Annotated in this window: 16 protein-coding genes; 7 read left to right on the forward strand and 9 right to left on the reverse strand. The window is 60.0% G+C overall.

Translation table 11 applies throughout. The features are described from left to right. Window positions 1–82 precede the first annotated feature (82 nt). The 8 genes from R5R73_RS18240 to uraH all read right to left on the reverse strand — a co-directional run bounded on the left by R5R73_RS18240 (window position 83) and on the right by uraH (window position 9,772). Window positions 83–1,804 carry an RNA-binding domain-containing protein gene (locus tag R5R73_RS18240; protein WP_322528269.1) on the reverse strand — a complete coding sequence of 574 codons (1,722 nt, stop codon included), beginning with the start codon at window positions 1,802–1,804 and terminating at the stop codon, window positions 83–85. Between the two features lie 49 nt (window positions 1,805–1,853). After that, window positions 1,854–5,315 carry a BREX system P-loop protein BrxC gene (brxC, locus tag R5R73_RS18245; RefSeq protein WP_322528270.1) on the reverse strand — a complete coding sequence of 1,154 codons (3,462 nt, stop codon included), beginning with the start codon at window positions 5,313–5,315 and terminating at the stop codon, window positions 1,854–1,856. 14 nt (window positions 5,316–5,329) lie between these two features. Beyond that, window positions 5,330–5,881, reverse strand: a complete 552-nt coding sequence (locus tag R5R73_RS18250) for a BREX protein BrxB domain-containing protein (protein ID WP_322528271.1) — start codon at window positions 5,879–5,881, stop codon at window positions 5,330–5,332. Beyond that, window positions 5,868–6,581, reverse strand: a complete 714-nt coding sequence (locus tag R5R73_RS18255) for a hypothetical protein (protein ID WP_322528272.1) — start codon at window positions 6,579–6,581, stop codon at window positions 5,868–5,870. Before R5R73_RS18255 ends, R5R73_RS18250 begins: the two co-directional genes overlap by 14 nt. 61 nt (window positions 6,582–6,642) lie before the next feature. Beyond that, window positions 6,643–6,855, reverse strand: a complete 213-nt coding sequence (locus R5R73_RS18260) for a helix-turn-helix domain-containing protein (RefSeq protein WP_063140232.1) — start codon at window positions 6,853–6,855, stop codon at window positions 6,643–6,645. A gap of 348 nt (window positions 6,856–7,203) precedes the next feature. Further along, complete coding sequence (locus tag R5R73_RS18265) at window positions 7,204–7,962, reverse strand: GntR family transcriptional regulator (RefSeq protein WP_110649040.1); 759 nt, start codon at window positions 7,960–7,962, stop codon at window positions 7,204–7,206. A gap of 71 nt (window positions 7,963–8,033) precedes the next feature. Then, window positions 8,034–9,386 carry an 8-oxoguanine deaminase gene (locus R5R73_RS18270; RefSeq protein ID WP_322528273.1) on the reverse strand — a complete coding sequence of 451 codons (1,353 nt, stop codon included), beginning with the start codon at window positions 9,384–9,386 and terminating at the stop codon, window positions 8,034–8,036. Then, on the reverse strand, window positions 9,386–9,772 hold the full coding sequence (uraH, locus tag R5R73_RS18275; RefSeq protein ID WP_322528274.1) for a hydroxyisourate hydrolase: 387 nt from the start codon (window positions 9,770–9,772) through the stop codon (window positions 9,386–9,388). The genes R5R73_RS18270 and uraH overlap by 1 nt, the downstream gene beginning before the upstream one ends. Before the next feature lie 114 nt (window positions 9,773–9,886). Here uraH and uraD point away from each other — a divergent pair, with 114 nt between their 5' ends. Both uraD and R5R73_RS18285 read left to right on the forward strand, forming a co-directional pair. Continuing rightward, window positions 9,887–10,426, forward strand: a complete 540-nt coding sequence (gene uraD, locus R5R73_RS18280) for a 2-oxo-4-hydroxy-4-carboxy-5-ureidoimidazoline decarboxylase (protein WP_322528275.1) — start codon at window positions 9,887–9,889, stop codon at window positions 10,424–10,426. Between the two features lie 71 nt (window positions 10,427–10,497). Next, complete coding sequence (locus R5R73_RS18285; RefSeq protein WP_322528276.1) at window positions 10,498–11,433, forward strand: IclR family transcriptional regulator; 936 nt, start codon at window positions 10,498–10,500, stop codon at window positions 11,431–11,433. A gap of 50 nt (window positions 11,434–11,483) precedes the next feature. Here the strand turns inward: R5R73_RS18285 and R5R73_RS18290 are convergent, their stop codons facing one another. Beyond that, window positions 11,484–12,338: an SDR family oxidoreductase gene (locus R5R73_RS18290; RefSeq protein ID WP_322528277.1), complete on the reverse strand. Its 855-nt coding sequence runs from the start codon at window positions 12,336–12,338 to the stop codon at window positions 11,484–11,486. Between the two features lie 452 nt (window positions 12,339–12,790). Between R5R73_RS18290 and R5R73_RS18295 the strand changes: the two genes are divergently transcribed. The 5 genes from R5R73_RS18295 to R5R73_RS18315 are packed head-to-tail and all read left to right on the forward strand — an operon-like array spanning window position 12,791 to window position 17,451. Beyond that, window positions 12,791–13,384 (forward strand): hypothetical protein, encoded by a 594-nt coding sequence (locus tag R5R73_RS18295; protein ID WP_322528278.1) that lies wholly within the window; start codon window positions 12,791–12,793, stop codon window positions 13,382–13,384. Further along, window positions 13,381–14,898: a type I restriction-modification system subunit M gene (locus tag R5R73_RS18300; RefSeq protein WP_322528279.1), complete on the forward strand. Its 1,518-nt coding sequence runs from the start codon at window positions 13,381–13,383 to the stop codon at window positions 14,896–14,898. Before R5R73_RS18295 ends, R5R73_RS18300 begins: the two co-directional genes overlap by 4 nt. Next, window positions 14,891–15,931 (forward strand): virulence RhuM family protein, encoded by a 1,041-nt coding sequence (locus R5R73_RS18305; protein ID WP_322528280.1) that lies wholly within the window; start codon window positions 14,891–14,893, stop codon window positions 15,929–15,931. Before R5R73_RS18300 ends, R5R73_RS18305 begins: the two co-directional genes overlap by 8 nt. Then, window positions 15,921–17,231 (forward strand): restriction endonuclease subunit S, encoded by a 1,311-nt coding sequence (locus tag R5R73_RS18310; protein ID WP_322529622.1) that lies wholly within the window; start codon window positions 15,921–15,923, stop codon window positions 17,229–17,231. Before R5R73_RS18305 ends, R5R73_RS18310 begins: the two co-directional genes overlap by 11 nt. Further along, window positions 17,221–17,451 carry a DUF2188 domain-containing protein gene (locus R5R73_RS18315; RefSeq protein ID WP_322528281.1) on the forward strand — a complete coding sequence of 77 codons (231 nt, stop codon included), beginning with the start codon at window positions 17,221–17,223 and terminating at the stop codon, window positions 17,449–17,451. Before R5R73_RS18310 ends, R5R73_RS18315 begins: the two co-directional genes overlap by 11 nt. Window positions 17,452–17,471 lie beyond the last annotated feature (20 nt).

The following is a 17,471-nucleotide window of genomic DNA, read 5'->3' on the forward strand; positions in this document are numbered from 1 at the left end:
CCTGTCGCATCGGTGCGACTTGATATGCGCAATTTTACCAACAATCGCATAGTCTGCGCATAGAGCTTTATCTATGCGCATTTTAATACTGACGCGCATTGCTATACTCATAGCGCGCCCAGCGCCGCTCACCCACCTGCTGGAGGCCGGTGTTCTCCTGCATCAGCTCCTGCATCAGGCGCCGGGCCTGGTTGCGGTCAAAGCGCGTGATTTGCCGGATTTCCTTGTTGCTCAGGCCCGGCTCGTTGCGGCGTGCGCGCTCCATCAGAATGCTGAGCACACGGGTTTTGGCGGCCTCCCAGTCGATGCGGCGGCGGGCCTCGCCCTGACCGTCTTCGGCCAGGCGGTTATAGAGGTCCGGGTGAACGCACCAATAGGCTCCCCGGCCAGTGCCGCCATGCTCAATGTAGCCGGCTGACTCCATGGCAGAGAGCCGCTCGCGGATTTCCGCCTCGCTGCGCTGGCACAGGGTGGCAGCGGTTCCGGTATCCAGCTCCGGGTGCTGCAACAGGTATTGCAACAGCAGGAGCTCATCCACGCCCAGGTTGCGGCCATGCTCGCTCTCCTCGGCCACGAACAGACGGAAGGCGGCATTCAGGTCCCGCTTGGGGAAGCTCACCAGCACAGATTCACCGATTTCGCGGATCTGCGGCGGTTCCTTGCCCTCGATGAGCAAGGCGGAAAACATGCGGTTTATTCCCAGGTTGCTGCGGTTGACCAGGCGTAGGCGGGTCAGCGCCTCCACCAGCAGCGGATTTCGGGCGGCGGGCTGGTGATGGAGGATGTTGTTGGGGGTAATGCCGGCGATGAAGCCACCGTTGTTGCTGATTTCCAGCCGCTCGGGATAAAGCTTAACCATCACCGGCCCGGCGATGCGTAGATCCGCGTGGCAGAAGGCGTTCATCAGGGCCTCGCGCACGGCGACTTCCGGCCAGGTGCGGTATTCGTAGTGGAACAGGCCCTGCTGATAGGTGGTGATGGGGTTGAAGGGGACCAGCAGTTCTTCAATGCGCTGAACGGACAATGGCAAGGCACTGACCCGATCCTCCCGGATGCCATACTCGGTATCCGAAGTCATTTGCAGGAACGTCCAGTTGTGGCCGGGAAGATGATCCCGGATGGCGGCTTCGGTACCGGCCAGCAACAGCGCCGCGCGAGTCAGTTTGCCGTGCTTGATCAGGCCCAAGGTGGACAGCAGCTCAACATCGGTCAGGCGTAGCAAGTCCTCCGGCGCCCGCTCCTTGCGGGCCTGATTGCGTAGGGACTCGAGGGCGGTGGCGGATAGTAACTGGTTGTCCACGGGGGAGACGGCTTCGCCAGTGTAATCGGTCTCGCCCGTTTCCACGCCGATTTTGCGGCGCAAGGTGCCAGTGAGCGGCTGGCAATCCTTGCCTACACGGATGGTGCCCCGGCCAGCGCTGTCGGTGTAGGGCGGCATACCGGGGTAGATCTGCATAAGCAGCAGGCGACCGGTGCCTTCCGGTACGGCCAGCTCTTCGAATACCGGGGTTATTTTCGGATCTGTCTGGTCGTAAACCGCCTTTTTCAGCAGGTTGATGTCGATTTCCGGCGGAACGCCGATAATGGCACTCTCACGCCCTTGGGACCGGTCGGCTACCCCAAACACCACGGTACCGCCGCCGCCATTGGCCATGCATACGGCCATCTGGACCACGCTTCTCACCGCTTTGTCGCGGCTTTGCGTGTCCCACTGCTTGAAGTCGAGGTCCTGGTCTTCCAGGTCGTCGGCTATGCAATGCTCCAGTTCTGGGAGCAGGGACTCTATGTTGGCGGCAGTCCTCATGGATGAAGTCATTCCCCTTATTTGACTGGCTCTTTATTTGACGGGCTCTTTATTTGACTGAAATGGGCCCGTCTGGCAGCGCGGCCTTGAGTTGTTGCTTCACTTCCTCGGCCCAGGCATCGATGTCTTCATCGGTCTTCAGCGTGCGGCGGGGTACATGGATAAACTGGATCTCCGGCTCGCACAGCTCGGCTGCCGCCACGGCCACATTGTCAAAGCGGCTGGGAAGGGCAGCGACGCGATCGGCAAACATGGCCAGAGCGCACTGATCCAGCGTGTTCAACACCTCTTGGGTGGATTGAACCGTGACCTCGGGCCGATCCGCCAGGGTCAGGCGCTGGTCTGCCAACAGCTGGTTTCGCTGTTCGGGCTCCAGTTGCTGCCAGTTGCTGTCATCGGCCAGGCGAGCCATGCCTTGCTCGTGGCGCTTCTGGTAATCCTGGTCCAGTCGATTCAGTGCATCCCGGAGAGCCTGTGTCAGACTGGTAATCAGTGGGGCCACCGGGTCGGGGTCGGTCAGCAACTGTCGCTGCTGTTCAATGGCTTCCACCTGAGCTCGGAAGACATCGGCATCGTCGAGCCCGCCTGCATGGGACATCAGTCGCTTCAATACCGCCCAGTTGGACCAGCGCTGGTGAATGCGCTCCGAGAGGTGCTCCCAGGTCTCGATGTTGGAGGCCAGCTCTTCGCGCCGGTTATAGAGCGCCACCAATTGCTCGTTGCCGGCGGTGAGGCGAATATCGTCAAGGAAGCTGGTATCCGGGCGCTCCGGTTTGGGCGCCTCTCCGCCGGCCTCGTCAGCCAGGCCGGAAAGCTTCTGCAGGAACTGAGGCACATACGCCAGCTCCTCACCCTGCTTGGCGGACAACCCCACCTTCTGCAGCAGCTTACGGATTTGAATACGTTGGGGCGTAGTGACGGTGGCGGACTCTACCTTGAACAGGGTTTTGCCAATGCTCTTGCGCTCCAGGCTGGACGGCTCAAGAGGTTGGCCGCGCTCGTCCTGGGCGCGGATAAGGCCAGCCACCAACAGGGCCTGGAGGCCTCCGTCCACGGCGTCGCGGGACCAGCCATAGGGGGAAGACTCAAAGTGGGTACGAATATCCGCGCCTTTTTTGCCGCCGGCAATGGCTGCCAGAATGGCTTTGCACACCGGGTTCTTGGCCGGTTCGCCATCATCACCCACGGCCTTGAGGGCGTCTGGCGCGCCTTTCTGGGCCTTTTCGTAAACCTTGGACCAGCCGGCATGGTCAGCGGTATGGAAGTGAGGGTAAAGCCGTTGCAGGGCGTTGTTGGCGGCTTCCAGAATCATTTCCTGGAGATCGTTGCCCAGAATCTCGTTACCGCCCCCCTGGAAGACACGAGCTCCGGAGAAGGCTTCGTTCAGCAATTCCCGGATCTTGCCCTCAGCAGTCTGCTTGGTGGTTTCCATGGCAGCGCGGGCCTCTGTGCCCTCCGGGGTGTTGGGTACGCCCCGCTTGTCCAGGGTGGCACTGGCGGCTTTGTAATCAATCAAATGGTGCCGCAGGTCATCGGCAGAGCGCTTGGGGATGAACACGAATACGGTGGGCGATTGGTTACCGGCTTGCCGGGCATCGGCGCGTACGGAGTTCTCGTCGCCGCTCCATCCATCCCGAACCCAGACGCAAATGCGTTGGTCGGCATCGTCTGGCAGCTGTGCGTCGAATACCGGGTAGATATCGCGGGTGACTTTTGCATTACCCTGAACCAGCGACAGCTTACGGGCCGCTTCGCCAAAAGTGCGGCGGATACGGTCATCCCGTTCGGCATGAATGCGGTGTGCCTCGCTGGATAGGGCCGCGCGTTGGCTGAGGAATTCGTCTGTCCAGGCGGAGCTCTCTTCGGTTTGGATGCGGTACTCATCGCCGATCTTTACAAGTAAGTCGTATTTCAAGGCACCACTAGAGAGCTTTTCCTCAGTAAGCTTTGCCAACCTGGATCGGATAGCCGCGCTTCCTTGGTTCAGGTCTTCAACCAATAAGTCCGCCAACGTATCAATAGTCGCACGGATGCCGATTTCATTGTTCTGGCCGCCCAGCTTGTTGATCAGGAAAACCAGGCCACAGGCACGGGCCATCAGACGCTCGTCTTCGGTGCCATTAATCCACTGCATGGTCTTCTGATAGACCTTTTTTGGCAAAATCCGATGCTGCTGTAACTCGTCTGCAGAGTAAAAATAGATGTAGTCAGCAGGTATTACGTTTCCGAGGTCTTTATCGAGGTTGGTTTGAACTCCCTTGTGCGCAATTCTCAATTGATTGCGTAGCTGGCTATCCGTGCCAGTGGGATCCAGAGAACGCAAGGTGTTTTCCCAGAAGCGTCTGCGAACTGGGAGAATTGGGTAATCCTGTGAAAAGTAAGGCAAGTCATCCTGACGATGACCAATAGTGGTACCGTTCAGGTGCCTCGAAACTTCCCCCAGGTTGGTTTGCATAACCTGCTCAATGGGAGCTTTAGCCTCCGGTTTCTTAGCCAGAATAACTTGCCGGATAACGGCATCGACATCGGCGTCCGAGAGCTCGACGCGGATGGTAAATCGCCCCTCAAGCCTCTTCAGATTACTGGTGCCGGTCACGGCTGTCTGTCCGGTACCAATGAATAGAAGTTTGCCACCAAAGTTCTTACAGCAGGCCTCAACAACCTCCTGTACAGCAATGGAGCGTTGACTGTCTTCGCCAATGAACTGTTGAACTTCGTCCAGAACGATCAGAGTCAACGGGAATTTGCCATCTCGCGTTAGTGCTTGACGAATGGCTTTTAACATTTCATCGCTAGAGATATCGTGAACATTCGGGTACTGATTATTCAGTGCTTCCATGCACGAGGCTTCTGAAGAGAAGAGCGAAGGTTTAACACTCACCAGTGCCTGGGGTAGGCCTTCAGCGACATGAAAGTTGTCCAGTTCCTCATGCCAGTCGAAGCCTCTAGACTCAACGTTCTTACGCACCTGATCAAGAATGCCTTCACGCTTTAGCCATAGCACGAAGCGAGCAACAGGATACTGCGCTGGCAAACCGACGGACTTAAAAAGTATTCTAAGCAACGCAAGGCGAACACTTCCCTCCGCACCCGAGCCTAACGTTCCGGAAGCGGCGTGCAGCCCTCCGTGGCGCTTTCCTTGAGTGCTGAGTTCAATCAAATGATCGCTAACGCCTTTAGGCAGATTCGCAATTCCTCTCGCTGTAGCCCCGTCGTCAAATGTGGCATCCAGCCAAAGCGCCCGAAGCATTTTGACCAAATGTGATTTCCCAGAACCAAAGAAGCCACTTACCCACACTGCCGGCTGCTGGGCCTGGTCGATATTCTTGAGGTAGGTTTCGAGGATGTGTGACATCCCTTTTTCGTACTGACCATCGCAAACGAACGTTTCCAGCTCGTAGCGAAGAACCGCGAGGGCATGACTGTTGGTTTCGTCGTTGACGCTTGCCACCCCTTCGTTGACCAGCTTCCGGGTGGTTGGATCCTTCTGATAAATGTCACGATTCTTCATTAACAACCTCTTATTCAGTAATCCTTATCCGCCGTGATAGCCATAGCGAGATAGTTCCACCCGTCGTAACCGTCCAGCAGTCGGTAGTTGTTGTTTTCATAGCTGCCAGGAAAGAACACCAGCAGCCGCCCGGGCACCTGGGGAGCGAGCTTGTCGACCACATCCTTCACCTTCAGGAAGCCGAACAGTGATCCAACGCCCTGGATTGCCACCACGGCGTTCTCACCAATACTACGGCTGTCCAGAAAGCGCTCGAACTCATTCACGATGTAATCGAGATACTTGGGCAACACAGTGGCGAGTAAATGCGGCTTCTGAAAGTAACTCTTGGCATAGCGCTGGCTACTGAGCCAAGCTGCAAAGGTGTTGGTCAAATCAAACAGCGCCCAGTCGTGACCGGCCTGTTTGGTGACAATTTCAAACTCATCGACCCGAGCACGGAGCCAGCGCTCCTCGTTCTCGTTATACACACAGAAAATGACGCGCTGTGCGGCAGCCGCATCATCCCGCCAAGGGATTGATATATGCCTGTTGTACGATTGTACTAACCGTCTAACCCTGCTCACGCAGCCACTCCTGTTCTTGCTGGTTGATAAGGCTCGGGAAAAGCACCTCGATCACATCCCCCACCCGTTTGAAGGTTATCCAGCCCTTGCGTGAGGCCTCCTCCGCAAGCTCGATGGCTTTGTCGCGTGGGCAATCGAGCAGCTTTATATATTCGGTGCGAAAGAGCCCCTGCCCTCGGGCTCCGGTCAAGTATCCGAGCAAAAGTGCGTATGAAACACTCCCCGGAGTGGGTGTGGGATGGGTGCGAATTTTTTTCACCCTACCGGTCAAGTGGCCTGACTTGGTCCAGCTTGAATTGATGTTCTGAGCTGTCGATTTCAGGGTTGCCTTGCTGAAACGGCCAGGTTCCTGGCTGTCGATAAATTCTTCCAGAGACTCCCGGTTGATCACTGTCCCTTCCGGACATTTAAGGATGAAGGACGCCGTGGAGCGAAAGATGGAGTCGCGAGCATAGGCACACAGCATGGCCAGCAGTGGGCGCCCTGCTTCATCTCGCTTCCAAAAATGCCGGAGAGCGCGAAACAGGATGTGGGCGGTATCCAGAGAATAGAGCTCCGCCAGGTGACGGTAGGTCAACCTACGGGTTTTTCCCGAGCGTTTGGCCAGGCAGTTGTCCTCTTCGACAGCCCGAAGGTAGTCGCCTTTCGAGGCATCTTCGCGGTCGACATAGCTAAGGAGCGCTGCCAGCTCGTCAAGCATCACGGTTCGGGAGCTGTGTGCTCCTCCCCGCTCGAAACGAAACCCGAACCGGGCTAGCGACTTATGATTTTTTGCCATTGTCGCCACTGGTGTCACTTGCTCCGCCGTTGCGTACCCACTCATCAATCTCATCTTTCTTGAACTTCCAAAAACGGCCCACCCGGTGGGCTGGCATGGAGTGTTTGTCTATCCAGCGGTAAACCGTGTCATTGCTAACACCGAGGTGCTTGCCTATTTCATCCACGGATAACCAGCGGTCTTCCATCTCGGCCATGTTTTCGCTTCCTATGGGCGATGGTGTTGCCGCCCCGTCTGAGGCGGCAGGATCTCACGGGCGAAGCAGCCCTAGCCTAAATTGATAAGCCAATGTATAGCGGCACTATTACGCACTCAACAGGTTTGATCCGGATAGAGGCACAGAAAACAGCATCAGCCAAACATGGGCCAGGAATGAGAAACGCAGGGAGCAGCCACAGAAAGAATTAGGCAAGCCCTCGAAATTGCTTAACGCAGCGAATCGCTTGCAAAAGACGATAGTTTGCGCTTCTTAAACTATCGAGAGGCTTGATGGTCTCGAGCAATCAAACCACTAAGTCAGCAGCAATCGAGCGAGTGTACATGGCTAGCCGAAGATCGCATGCAGATCCGGCGTTTCGTCCGGGCTCTCCTCGATCGATAGCGACGCCTCGATCGCCTTGAGGTGACGCTGCATGAAAGCCACCGCGCGCTCTTCCTTGCCGCTTTCGAGCAGCGTGACCAGTTCGTCGTGGTCGTGGGATTCGCAGCCGAGATGACCGGGGCTGCCGTAGACCGCCAGGATCAGAGAGGAGCGCGAACACAGCCGCTCGACGAATTCCGCCAGCGGCGTGTTGCCGGCCAGCCGGGCCAGGCGCTGGTGGAACTGGGCGGAGAGCTGGATGGCGCGGCTCTGCTCGCCGGCACGCAGCGCCTGGCGTTCGCTCGTCGCCAGTTCGCGCAGCGTCTTGGCGTCCGCCGGTTTCAGCCGCCGCGCGGCCCAGGGCATCAGTTGACACTCCACCAGTTGGCGGGCGGCGAAGACGTCGCGCGCCTCCTCGATGCTCGGCCGGCTGACGCTGGCGCCACGCCGCGGGGTCAGCGTCACCAGGTATTCCAGCGCCAGCCGCTGAAGAATCTTGCGGATGCCGGTGCGACTGACCCCGAACACCTCGGCCAGCGCATCCTCGCGCAGGCGCGCGCCCGGCTTGAGCCGATGCTCGACGATCGCCTCGCGAATCTGGCGATAGATCGTCTCGTGACGCTCGGCGCCGTCGCCGGCCTTGCCGGCCCCTCTGCGACCCTTCACGGTCGCTCCGTCACGTTCTGCTTCCAGTACTGCCGCTGCGTCCACGCGCTTGCCCATCGTCGTTCGCTCCACCCGCGTGCGTCGTCGGAAGCTTCGATTGTATCGGGCGCCCGGCGAGATACCAGCGCCTAGGCGACGAGCCGCCGCGCGCTGGCATTGTGTCGTGCCACCAGGGTCTCGAGATCGATCCCCAGCAGCCGTCCATCCTCGACCCGACGAACGCCGCCGACGATCGACAGGTCCACCGTGGGCGGCTGGCAGAACACCAGCGATGCCAGCGGATCGTGCAGCGCGCCGCCGGCCAGTGCCAGTGTATCGAGGCGGAAGCCGATGATATCGGCGGCCTTGCCCACCGCGAGCTGACCGATGTCGTCACGCCCGAGTACCGCCGCCCCACCGCGGGTGGCGAACCACAGCATGCGGCGCGCGGTGATCTCGCCCGGATCGCCCTCGAGACGTCCCAGCAGCATTGCCTGGCGCGCTTCCGCCAGCAGGTGCGAGCCATCGTTGGAGGCGCTGCCGTCGACGCCGATCCCGATCCGCATGCCGGCGCGGTGCATCTTCATCAGCGGCGCAATGCCGGAGCCCAGGCGCATGTTGGAACTCGGACAGTGGGCGGCACCACAGCCGTGCCGGCCGAGACGCGTAATCTCGTCCGCATGCGGATGCACCATGTGGGCGAACCAGACATCGTCGCCGACCCAGCCGAGGCGCTCGGCGTACTCCACCGGCGTACAGCCGAAGCGCTCACGGCAGTAGGCTTCCTCGTCGCGGGTCTCGGCCAGATGGGTGTGCAGGTGTACGCCATGTTGTCGGGCAAGCTCGGCGCTGTCGCGCATCAGCTCGGGCGAGACCGAGAATGGCGAACAGGGCGCGACCACGATGCGGGTCATCGCCCGCTCCGAGGCGTCGTGATAGCGCTCGATCGCGCGCTGGGTGTCGTCGAGGATCTCCCGCTCGGACTCGACCACGCTGTCCGGCGGCAGGCCGCCCTGGGACTCGCCCACCGACATCGAGCCGCGCGAGGCGTGGAAGCGCAGGCCGAGTTCGGAGACCGCGGCGATCTGGTCGTCGATCCGCGCGCCGTTGGGCCACAGGTAGGTGTGGTCCGCCGCCGTGGCGCAGCCGGAGAGCAAAAGCTCGGCGGCGGCGACCTGGCTGGCCGCGAACAGTGACTCCGGATCGAGCCGTGCCCAGATCGGGTAGTGGGTCACCAGCCAGTCGAACAGCTCGGCGTTCTGTCCCGCCGGCAGGTTGCGGGTCAGCGTCTGGTAGAAGTGATGGTGGGTGTTCACCAACCCCGGCAGCAGGATGTGCCCGCGCGCATCGATGACGATATCCGCGGGGCCGTCCAATTCGTCGGCAGGACCGACGGCGACGATGCGGTCGTCCTCCAGGCGCAGGCTGGCGTTGGGAATCTCGCGCTCGGCATCGTCGAACGTCGCGATCAGCTCGGCGTTGCGGATCAGTGTCGTTGTCATCAGCTGCCCCGGTAGGTCGAGTAACTATACGGCGACAGCAACAGCGGCACGTGATAATGCTCGTTCGGTGCATCGACCGTGAACTGCAGTGGAATCCGATCGAGAAAATGCCTCTCGGCAGCCTGGCTGGCGCGTAAGCCGGATGTGTGGCCGGCCCGTAAATAGTCACCGGCGTGAAACAGCAGTTCGTAGACGCCTGCGGTGAAGTCGTTGCCTTCGAGCAGCGGCGCGTCGCAACGGCCGTCGGCGTTGGTCTTCACATCGGCCAGACGCAGGCGCGTGTCGCCCTCCAGCCGATAGAGCTCGATGCGCAGGTCGCTGGCGGGGCGGCCCAGCGCCGTGTCCAGCACGTGAGTGGTCAGATAGCCGTGGGGAGTTTCGCTCATGAAGACCTCGATAGGGTGGCATGCGCGGCGGGCGCGAAAACAGTGGATTGCCGGGCGCGGAAAGCGTTAGCCTCATTCAAGTGCGTTTGTATACAAAGGTCAACCGGAGTCCTCATGACCACAATGCTTCTCTCCCCGCGCCCCAGCCAGCTCGATCGCGACGCCTTCATCGCCAGTTATGGCGAGATCTACGAACACTCGCCGTGGATCGCGGCGCAGAGCTGGGACACCGGCCTCGGCGAGGCGCAGGACACCCCCGCCGGGCTGGCCGAGCGGCTGCGCCAGCAGGTAGACGCCGCATCGCCGGAGGCCCAGCTCGCGCTGATCCGCGCCCATCCCGATCTGGCCGGCAAGGCGGCGGTGGCCGGCGAGCTGACCGACGACTCCCGCTCGGAGCAGGCCGGCGCTGGCCTGGACCAGTGCACGCCGGCAGAGTTCGCCCGCTTCGAGAAGCTCAACCAGGCCTACCGCGAGCGCTTCGAATTCCCGTTCGTGATCGCCGTTCGCGGGCTCGACCGCCACGCCATCCTCGCGGCGTTCGAGACACGCCTGAACCACACCCCGGAAGAGGAGCGTCGCACCGCCATCGAGCAGATCCACCGGATCGCGCTGCTGCGTCTGGAGCAGCGAACGACCGAAAGTCGTAGCCGCTAGCGCGCAGACACTGGGGGAGCGAGCGGTTATCCTGAGCGCCTGACCACGGACGAACACGAGAGCGGCGACGGGTGACGGACAAAGAGCGGAATCGGGCGACTGACCAGGAGCGGAATCGGGCGACTGACCAGAAGCAGAATCGGGCGACAGCGACCGAACAGCAGCGACACGGCGCGGCGGAGCACAAACGCCGCGCCGTCGGCCGGCCGGCCGGCAACGCCAAGAGCAGCGGCGGACACAGCCAGTCGCTGGTACGGGGTCTGACCATTCTGGAAGGGCTGGCCGCAGCCCCGGACGGGCTGGCACTTTCCGATATCGCCGAAGACGTCGATCTGGCGCCCTCGACCACGCACCGCCTGTTGCAGGCGCTGTTCCAGCAGGGCTTCATCACCCAGGATGTCGAAAGCGGCCTGTGGAAGATCGACGTCAAGACCTTCCGCATCGGCAACAGCTTTCTCGAAGCGCGGGATTTCGTCGCCACCGCGCGCCCGTTTCTGCGCCGTCTAACCGCCACCACCGGGGAAACGGCCAATCTCGGCATCCGCGACGACGGCATGGTGGTCTATCTCGCTCAGAGCGAATCCAAACAGATGATGCGGATGATCACCCGGCTCGGCTCGCGGGCGCCACTTCACGCTTCCGGCGTCGGCAAGGCGCTATTGGCGTGGATGCCGCCGCAGGAGTTCGAGCAGATCGTGGCCGGACGCACGCTGGAAGGGGAAACGCCCAACACGCTGACCGATGTCGACAGGCTGCGCGAGCAGCTGGTCGAGATTCGCCGCCAGGGCTACGCCGTCGATCGCGAGGAGCATGCCATCGGTCTCAACTGCGTTGCCGCCACGCTCCACGACGAAAGCGGCCTGCCGCTGGCCGCTATCTCCGTCTCCGGCCCGGTGGCCCGGATCGACGACTCCCGCCTGCCCGAGCTTGCCGCGCTAGTTGCGGAAACGGCCCGCGAGATCACCGCCAAGATCGGCGGCAAGACGCCGACCGAACCGCCGGCGTAGGTGCTTGGCCCGAAACGTCGTCGAGCGCAGGCACTTTTCCTCTGGAATCCTCAGGTATTCAGGATTACCCCGCCATTCAGATGAATCGTCTGGCCAGTCATGTAGGAAGATTCCTGGCTCGCCAGATAGACGTAGGCCGGGCCCATCTCGCTGGGCTGGCCAGCGCGCTGCATCGGCACCTGCCCGCCAAAGCTTTCGACCTTCTCGTCGTCGAAGCTGGCCGGAATCAATGGCGTCCAGACCGGACCCGGCGCCACCGCATTGACGCGGATCTCGCGATCCACCAGCGACTGCGCCAGCGAGCGTACCAGCCCCTGGATTGCCCCTTTGGTGGCTGAGTAGTCGATCAGCGTCACGTTACCCTTGAAGGCATTGACCGATGACGTCGCGATGATCGTGTCACCGGCGCTCATGTGCGGCAGGGCTTCGCGCACGAAATAGAAGTGGCTGAAGATATTGGTGGCGAAGGTGCGCTGCAGCTGTTCGTCGGTGATCTCGGTGACATCGTCCCAGTCGTGCTGCTCGGCGGCATTATTGACGAGGATATTGAGACCGCCCAGCTCCTGACACGTGCGCTCGACCGCTTCACGACAGAACGCGGAGTCGGCCACGTCGCCCTTGAGCAGCAGGCAGCGCTGACCTTCGGCTTCGACCAGCGCCTTGGTGTCTTCCGCATCGCGATCCTCATCGAGATAGACCACGGCGCAATCGGCCCCTTCACGGGCATAGTGCACCGCCACGGCGCGGCCGATACCGCTGTCGCCGCCGGTAATCAGTGCCACCTTGCCCTTGAGCTTGTCGGTGCCGCGATAGTCGTCGCGAATGAACTCCGGCTCGGGCTGCATGTCATGCTCGTCGCCCGGCTGCTGCGCTTGATGCTGCGGGGGAAAATGCGATTCTGACATTCCGGCTCCCTCCTGAATGGAATCGAATGAACGATGACGGCTGAATGGTGCCGTCTCTTCTCGCCGCGGCGAATCCTCCAATGGATTGCCACGGCGCTCCCAAAGCATAGGAAGCCTGGGCGGATTCATTCAAATCCCGCTACCGGATCTTAAGCCAGGTTAACGGTATCGACGACGCTGCAGGAGACGGCCGCCCGTAGGCGGTCGGCCCGACCGATAAACGAAATACTCGACAGCCAGGACGATATCGCCGCCACGCGTGAAGCCGGTGACGCACGGCGCAACGCTTAAGAAGATTCGAGCGATACCCATGCTCTTTTGCAATTCCCATCTGAAACCATTTCCATAGAATGCAACGGATAAAAATCTCTGTAGAGCTAAAACTGCATTTGTGCTTGACCCAAACAGCGTCATGACTGAGAATCTGTATATCGACCTACAGAGATCTAAGCATGAGACTCGCTGGGCTTTGCAATATCCACTCAGGCTATACAGCGCGCGGTAAGCTCGAGCCAGTATCGAAAGGTGGGGTTCCTGCCTTACAGCTGCGAGACGTCGCTGTGGACGGCGCAACACCAGGCCCCAACTTCCAACGGTACGATCTTGGCAAGCTGTCCGATCACTACTTCGTTCGAGGAGGCGAAGTGGTGTTTCGCTCTCGTGGGGAACCGAATACAGCGGCTGCCGTTGGGAATGCCCTTGCAGAGCCTGTCGCTGTTATTGTGCCGCTTTTAATAATGCGTCCAGACCCGAATTTTGTTCTTCCGGAATACCTGGCTTGGGCCATCAACCAGCCTGGCGCGCAGCGAAGGCTCGGTGCGGAGGCTCAGGGGACAAGCCTCAGGATGATCCCGATGAGAGTCCTTGAAAATCTTGATATCGCCGTTCCCGACCTGAGCACGCAAAAACGTATCGTCGAACTGAGTGCCTTGGCGCAGCAAGAGGGTCGCCTGCTCCGAGAGATCGCCACTCGCAAGGAACAGCTTGCAAGCATCATTCTCAGCGAAGCCGCAATGGCTGCTGATCAGAAGGAAATTGCCCAATGACTGACCAAGTTACGCAACAGCAGATTAACCAGACAGCCTGGGCAGCCTGCGACACCTTCAGAGGTGCCGTCGATGCGGGTCAGTACAAGGATTACATCTTGGTTATGTTGTTCCTGAAGTACATTTCAGACCTCTGGAACGATCATCTCAAAACCTACCGTGAACGATACGGTGACGACCAAGCTCGTATTCGCCGACGTTTGGAGCGTGAACGATTTATCCTCCCCGAAGGAGCCAGTTTCTACGACCTTCACACTCAGCGAAACGAACCCAACATCGGCGAGTTGATCAACATCGCGCTCGAGAAGATCGAAGATGCGAACCGCAGCAAGCTGGAAGGTGTCTTTCGCAATATCGACTTCAATTCGGAAGCCAACCTCGGCCGCCCCAAGGACCGCAACCGCCGGCTCAAGAACCTGCTCGAGGATTTCGCCAAACCCGCACTCGATCTGCGACCCTCGCGGGTGACCGAGGACATCATCGGCGAATGCTACATCTATCTCATCTCGCGCTTCGCCTCGGATGCCGGCAAGAAGGCCGGCGAGTTCTACACACCCACGGCGGTCTCGCGCCTGCTGGCCAAACTGGCCGCGCCCCAGCCGGGAAGCACCATCTGCGACCCCGCCTGCGGCTCCGGCTCGCTGCTGATCCAGGCTTCCCAGGAAGTCGGCTCTGAAAACTTCGCCCTCTACGGGCAGGAGGTCAACGGCGCCACCTGGGCACTGGCGCGCATGAACATGTTCCTGCACGCAAAGGATGCCGCGCGCATCGAGTGGTGTGACACCCTCAACAGCCCAGCGCTGGTAGAGAGCGACCACCTCATGCGCTTCGACGTGGTGCTGGCCAATCCGCCGTTTTCGCTGGATAAATGGGGTGCAGAGAACGCCGGTGCCGATCCGTTCGCGCGTTTCTGGCGCGGCGTGCCGCCCAAATCGAAGGGCGATTACGCCTTTATCACCCACATGATCGAGATCGCCAAGCGTCAATCCGGCCGCGTCGCGGTCATCGTGCCCCACGGGGTACTGTTCCGCGCCGGTGCCGAGGGGCGCATCCGCCAGCAGTTGATCGAAGAGAATCTGCTAGATACCGTCGTCGGCTTGCCTTCCAACCTGTTCACCACCACGGGGATTCCGGTCGCCATCCTGATCTTCGACCGCTCGCGGGAGGAAGGCGGCGCCAACGAGTCACGCCGCGACGTGCTGTTCATCGACGCGAGCAAGGCGTTCACGCCGAGCAAGACCCAGAACGTGATGGATGACGTTCATATCGGCAAGGTGCTGGAGACCTATCGCACCCGCGCCGAGATCGAGCGCTACTCCCATCGCGCCAGCCCCGAAGAGCTTGCCGAGAACGGCTACAACCTCAATATTCCCCGCTACGTGGATACCTTCGAGCCGGAGGAAGAGATCGACGTGGCAGCCGTACAGCGCGACATCGAACGCATCGAAGGTGAGCTGGCCGAGGTTCGCGCAAAGATGGCCGGCTATTTGAAGGAGCTCGGTGTCGATGTCTGAAGGCGAAATCATCCTCTACACCACCGAGGACGGTCAGGCCGAGATTCAGCTGCGGGCCGTGGAGGGCACCGTATGGCTGACCCAGGGCCAGATGGCGGAGCTGTTCGCTTCCAGCCCGCAGGCCATCACTCAGCTCGTGCGCGCGATCTACGACGATGAAGAGCTGACCGAGGCGGCAACTTGTAAGGAATTCTTACAAGTTCGCAGCGAGGGCGGGCGCCAGGTGCGCCGCTCGCTCAAGCACTACAATCTCGAGCTGATTCTGGCGGTGGGTTACCGCGTGCGCAGCCCTCGCGGGGTGCAGTTCCGCCGCTGGGCCACGGCGGTCCTGAAGGCGTACCTCGTCAAGGGCTTCGTCATGCACGACGAACGCCTGAAGGAGCCCGCCTGGGACTACTTCGACGAGCTGCTCGAGCGCATCCGCGATATTCGCGCCTCGGAAGCGCGCTTCTATCAAAAAGTGCGCGATATCCTGGCGCTCAGCGAGGATTACGACCCCAGCTCCTCGGCCGTACCCACCTTTTACGCCACGATCCAGAACAAGATGCTCAACGCCGTGACCAGCCATACCGCCGGAGAGCTGATTCGCGCCCGCGCCAACCCCGAGCAGCCCAATATGGGCCTGACGACGTGGAAAAACGCCGATAAGGGGCGACCGCTGCGCAAGGCCGATGTCGCCACGGCCAAGAACTACCTGGCCGAGGCCGAGATCAAGGAACTCAACCTGATCGTCGAGACCTTCCTCAACACCGCCGAACTGCGCGCGACGCGACGGCAAACCATGCGACTGGCAGAGTGGGAGCGCGTGCTCGACACCTTCCTGACTGCGAACGAACTGCCGAAGCTGGAGGGCGCGGGCTCCATCTCGGCGGAAGCCGCCAAGCGTATCGCGCATGAGCGCTACGAGGCGTTCGATGCCAAGCGCAAGGCCGCCCAGCAGCAGGCGGCGGATGAAGCAGGTGATATTGAGGAGCTGAAGCGTATTGCTGATGTTGCGAAGTCGGGGAAGAGGGGGCGTGGAGATGGAAACTAAAAGAGCCATAGAGATCACGCCTAAAGCAAAGCTTCATCCACTCAAAAATCGCTCCGTTCCGCTTACGCCTTTAAACCCTGGGCCGCTACCTGGTGATTGGGAAGTACATCCGATCGGCTCGGTCTCCCATAAGGTAACCAATGGTTTTGTTGGTTCTTCGTTACCACACCAGCTTGATGAGCCGGGCATATCATACTTGCAAGGCTTCAATATTAGACCATCGAGAATCGATCTTACGAAAAGAAGCTACGTCACAGCTGATTTTCACAGGTCGAACCCGAAGTCTTGCCTCAAAGCAGGTGATATTCTCATCGTTCAATCTGGACATATTGGCACAGCTGCACGTGTACCGGATGGGTTTGGCGCAGCGAACTGCCACGCCCTAATAATCGTAGATATTGATCGAGATTTAGTTGACCCAGACTACGTCGTAGAGTACCTGAACAGCGCTCTTGGGCAGGCTAGACTTAGAGGATTACATGTTGGCTCCTCAATGCTACACATCAATACTTCTGAGCTAGCTGACTATCAAATACCACTCCCTCAGCTTCGGGAACAACGCAAGATTGCCGAGATAATGCGGACTTGGAACGAGGCGATCGAGAAGCTCGATAGGCTGCGCACCGCTTATGAGAGCCGCATCCTTGGACTCCGAGACTCCCTAATGGCACGCGCCAGCCGCCAAGGTCGGCCCGCCTGTTTCGGTGACTTTCTCACGGAAAGCCGTATTCCCGGCAGCAACGGAGCAACGGCACGGAAAATCTCGGTCCGTCTGTATGGAAAAGGCACACTGGAGAAAAATAGCTCCCGTAGCGGGAGCGCAAACACGCGTTACTATCGTCGCAAGGCGGGGCAGATTATCTGGAGTAAGCTGGACTTTTTGAACGGAGCTTTTGCCCTTATTGGTCCTGAGCTCGACGGCTGTGAATCCACGTTAGATCTCCCCGCCTTCGATTGTGACCCCAGTGTCAATCAGGCATGGCTGATCGAATATCTAACCCGTCCCGCTTATTACACGAGGCAAGTTCACTTGGCCCGGGGCCAGCGTAAAGCTCGACGAATCGCTCCCGATGATTGGTTGGCCTCACCGCTGCGCCTGCCAGACCGCGCCACCCAGGACCACATCGCCGATACCCTGTCCTGCGCACGGAAAGAGCTGTCACTTCTCGATGCAGAAATCGACGCAGTGACTCGACAGAAACGCGGACTGATGCAGAAACTGCTAACGGGAGAGTGGCGGGTCTCTCCCACCTCTGAAGAGCCCTCCGAAACCCTCAAGGAGAACGCACATGCCGAATGAAAAGAACTATTGGACCCAGCAACGACCGGACGGAAAGTGGGAATCCAAACGCGAGGGCGCTCAGCGTGCCAGTAAAGTCACCGACACTCAGTCCGATGCTTGGGCACATTCACGCGAGAGTGCCGCTAAACAACAGGGTGAGGCTTTTTTGAAAAACCGCGAAGGTAAAATTCGCGGCAGAAGCACCTATGGCAAGGACCCATATCCACCGAAGGGTTGATTGCCTACAGCAGAAAATTC

Origin of the sequence: Salinicola sp. LHM (assembly GCF_034479735.1) — a bacterium.
In the GTDB taxonomy this organism is placed as follows: domain Bacteria; phylum Pseudomonadota; class Gammaproteobacteria; order Pseudomonadales; family Halomonadaceae; genus Salinicola; species Salinicola salarius.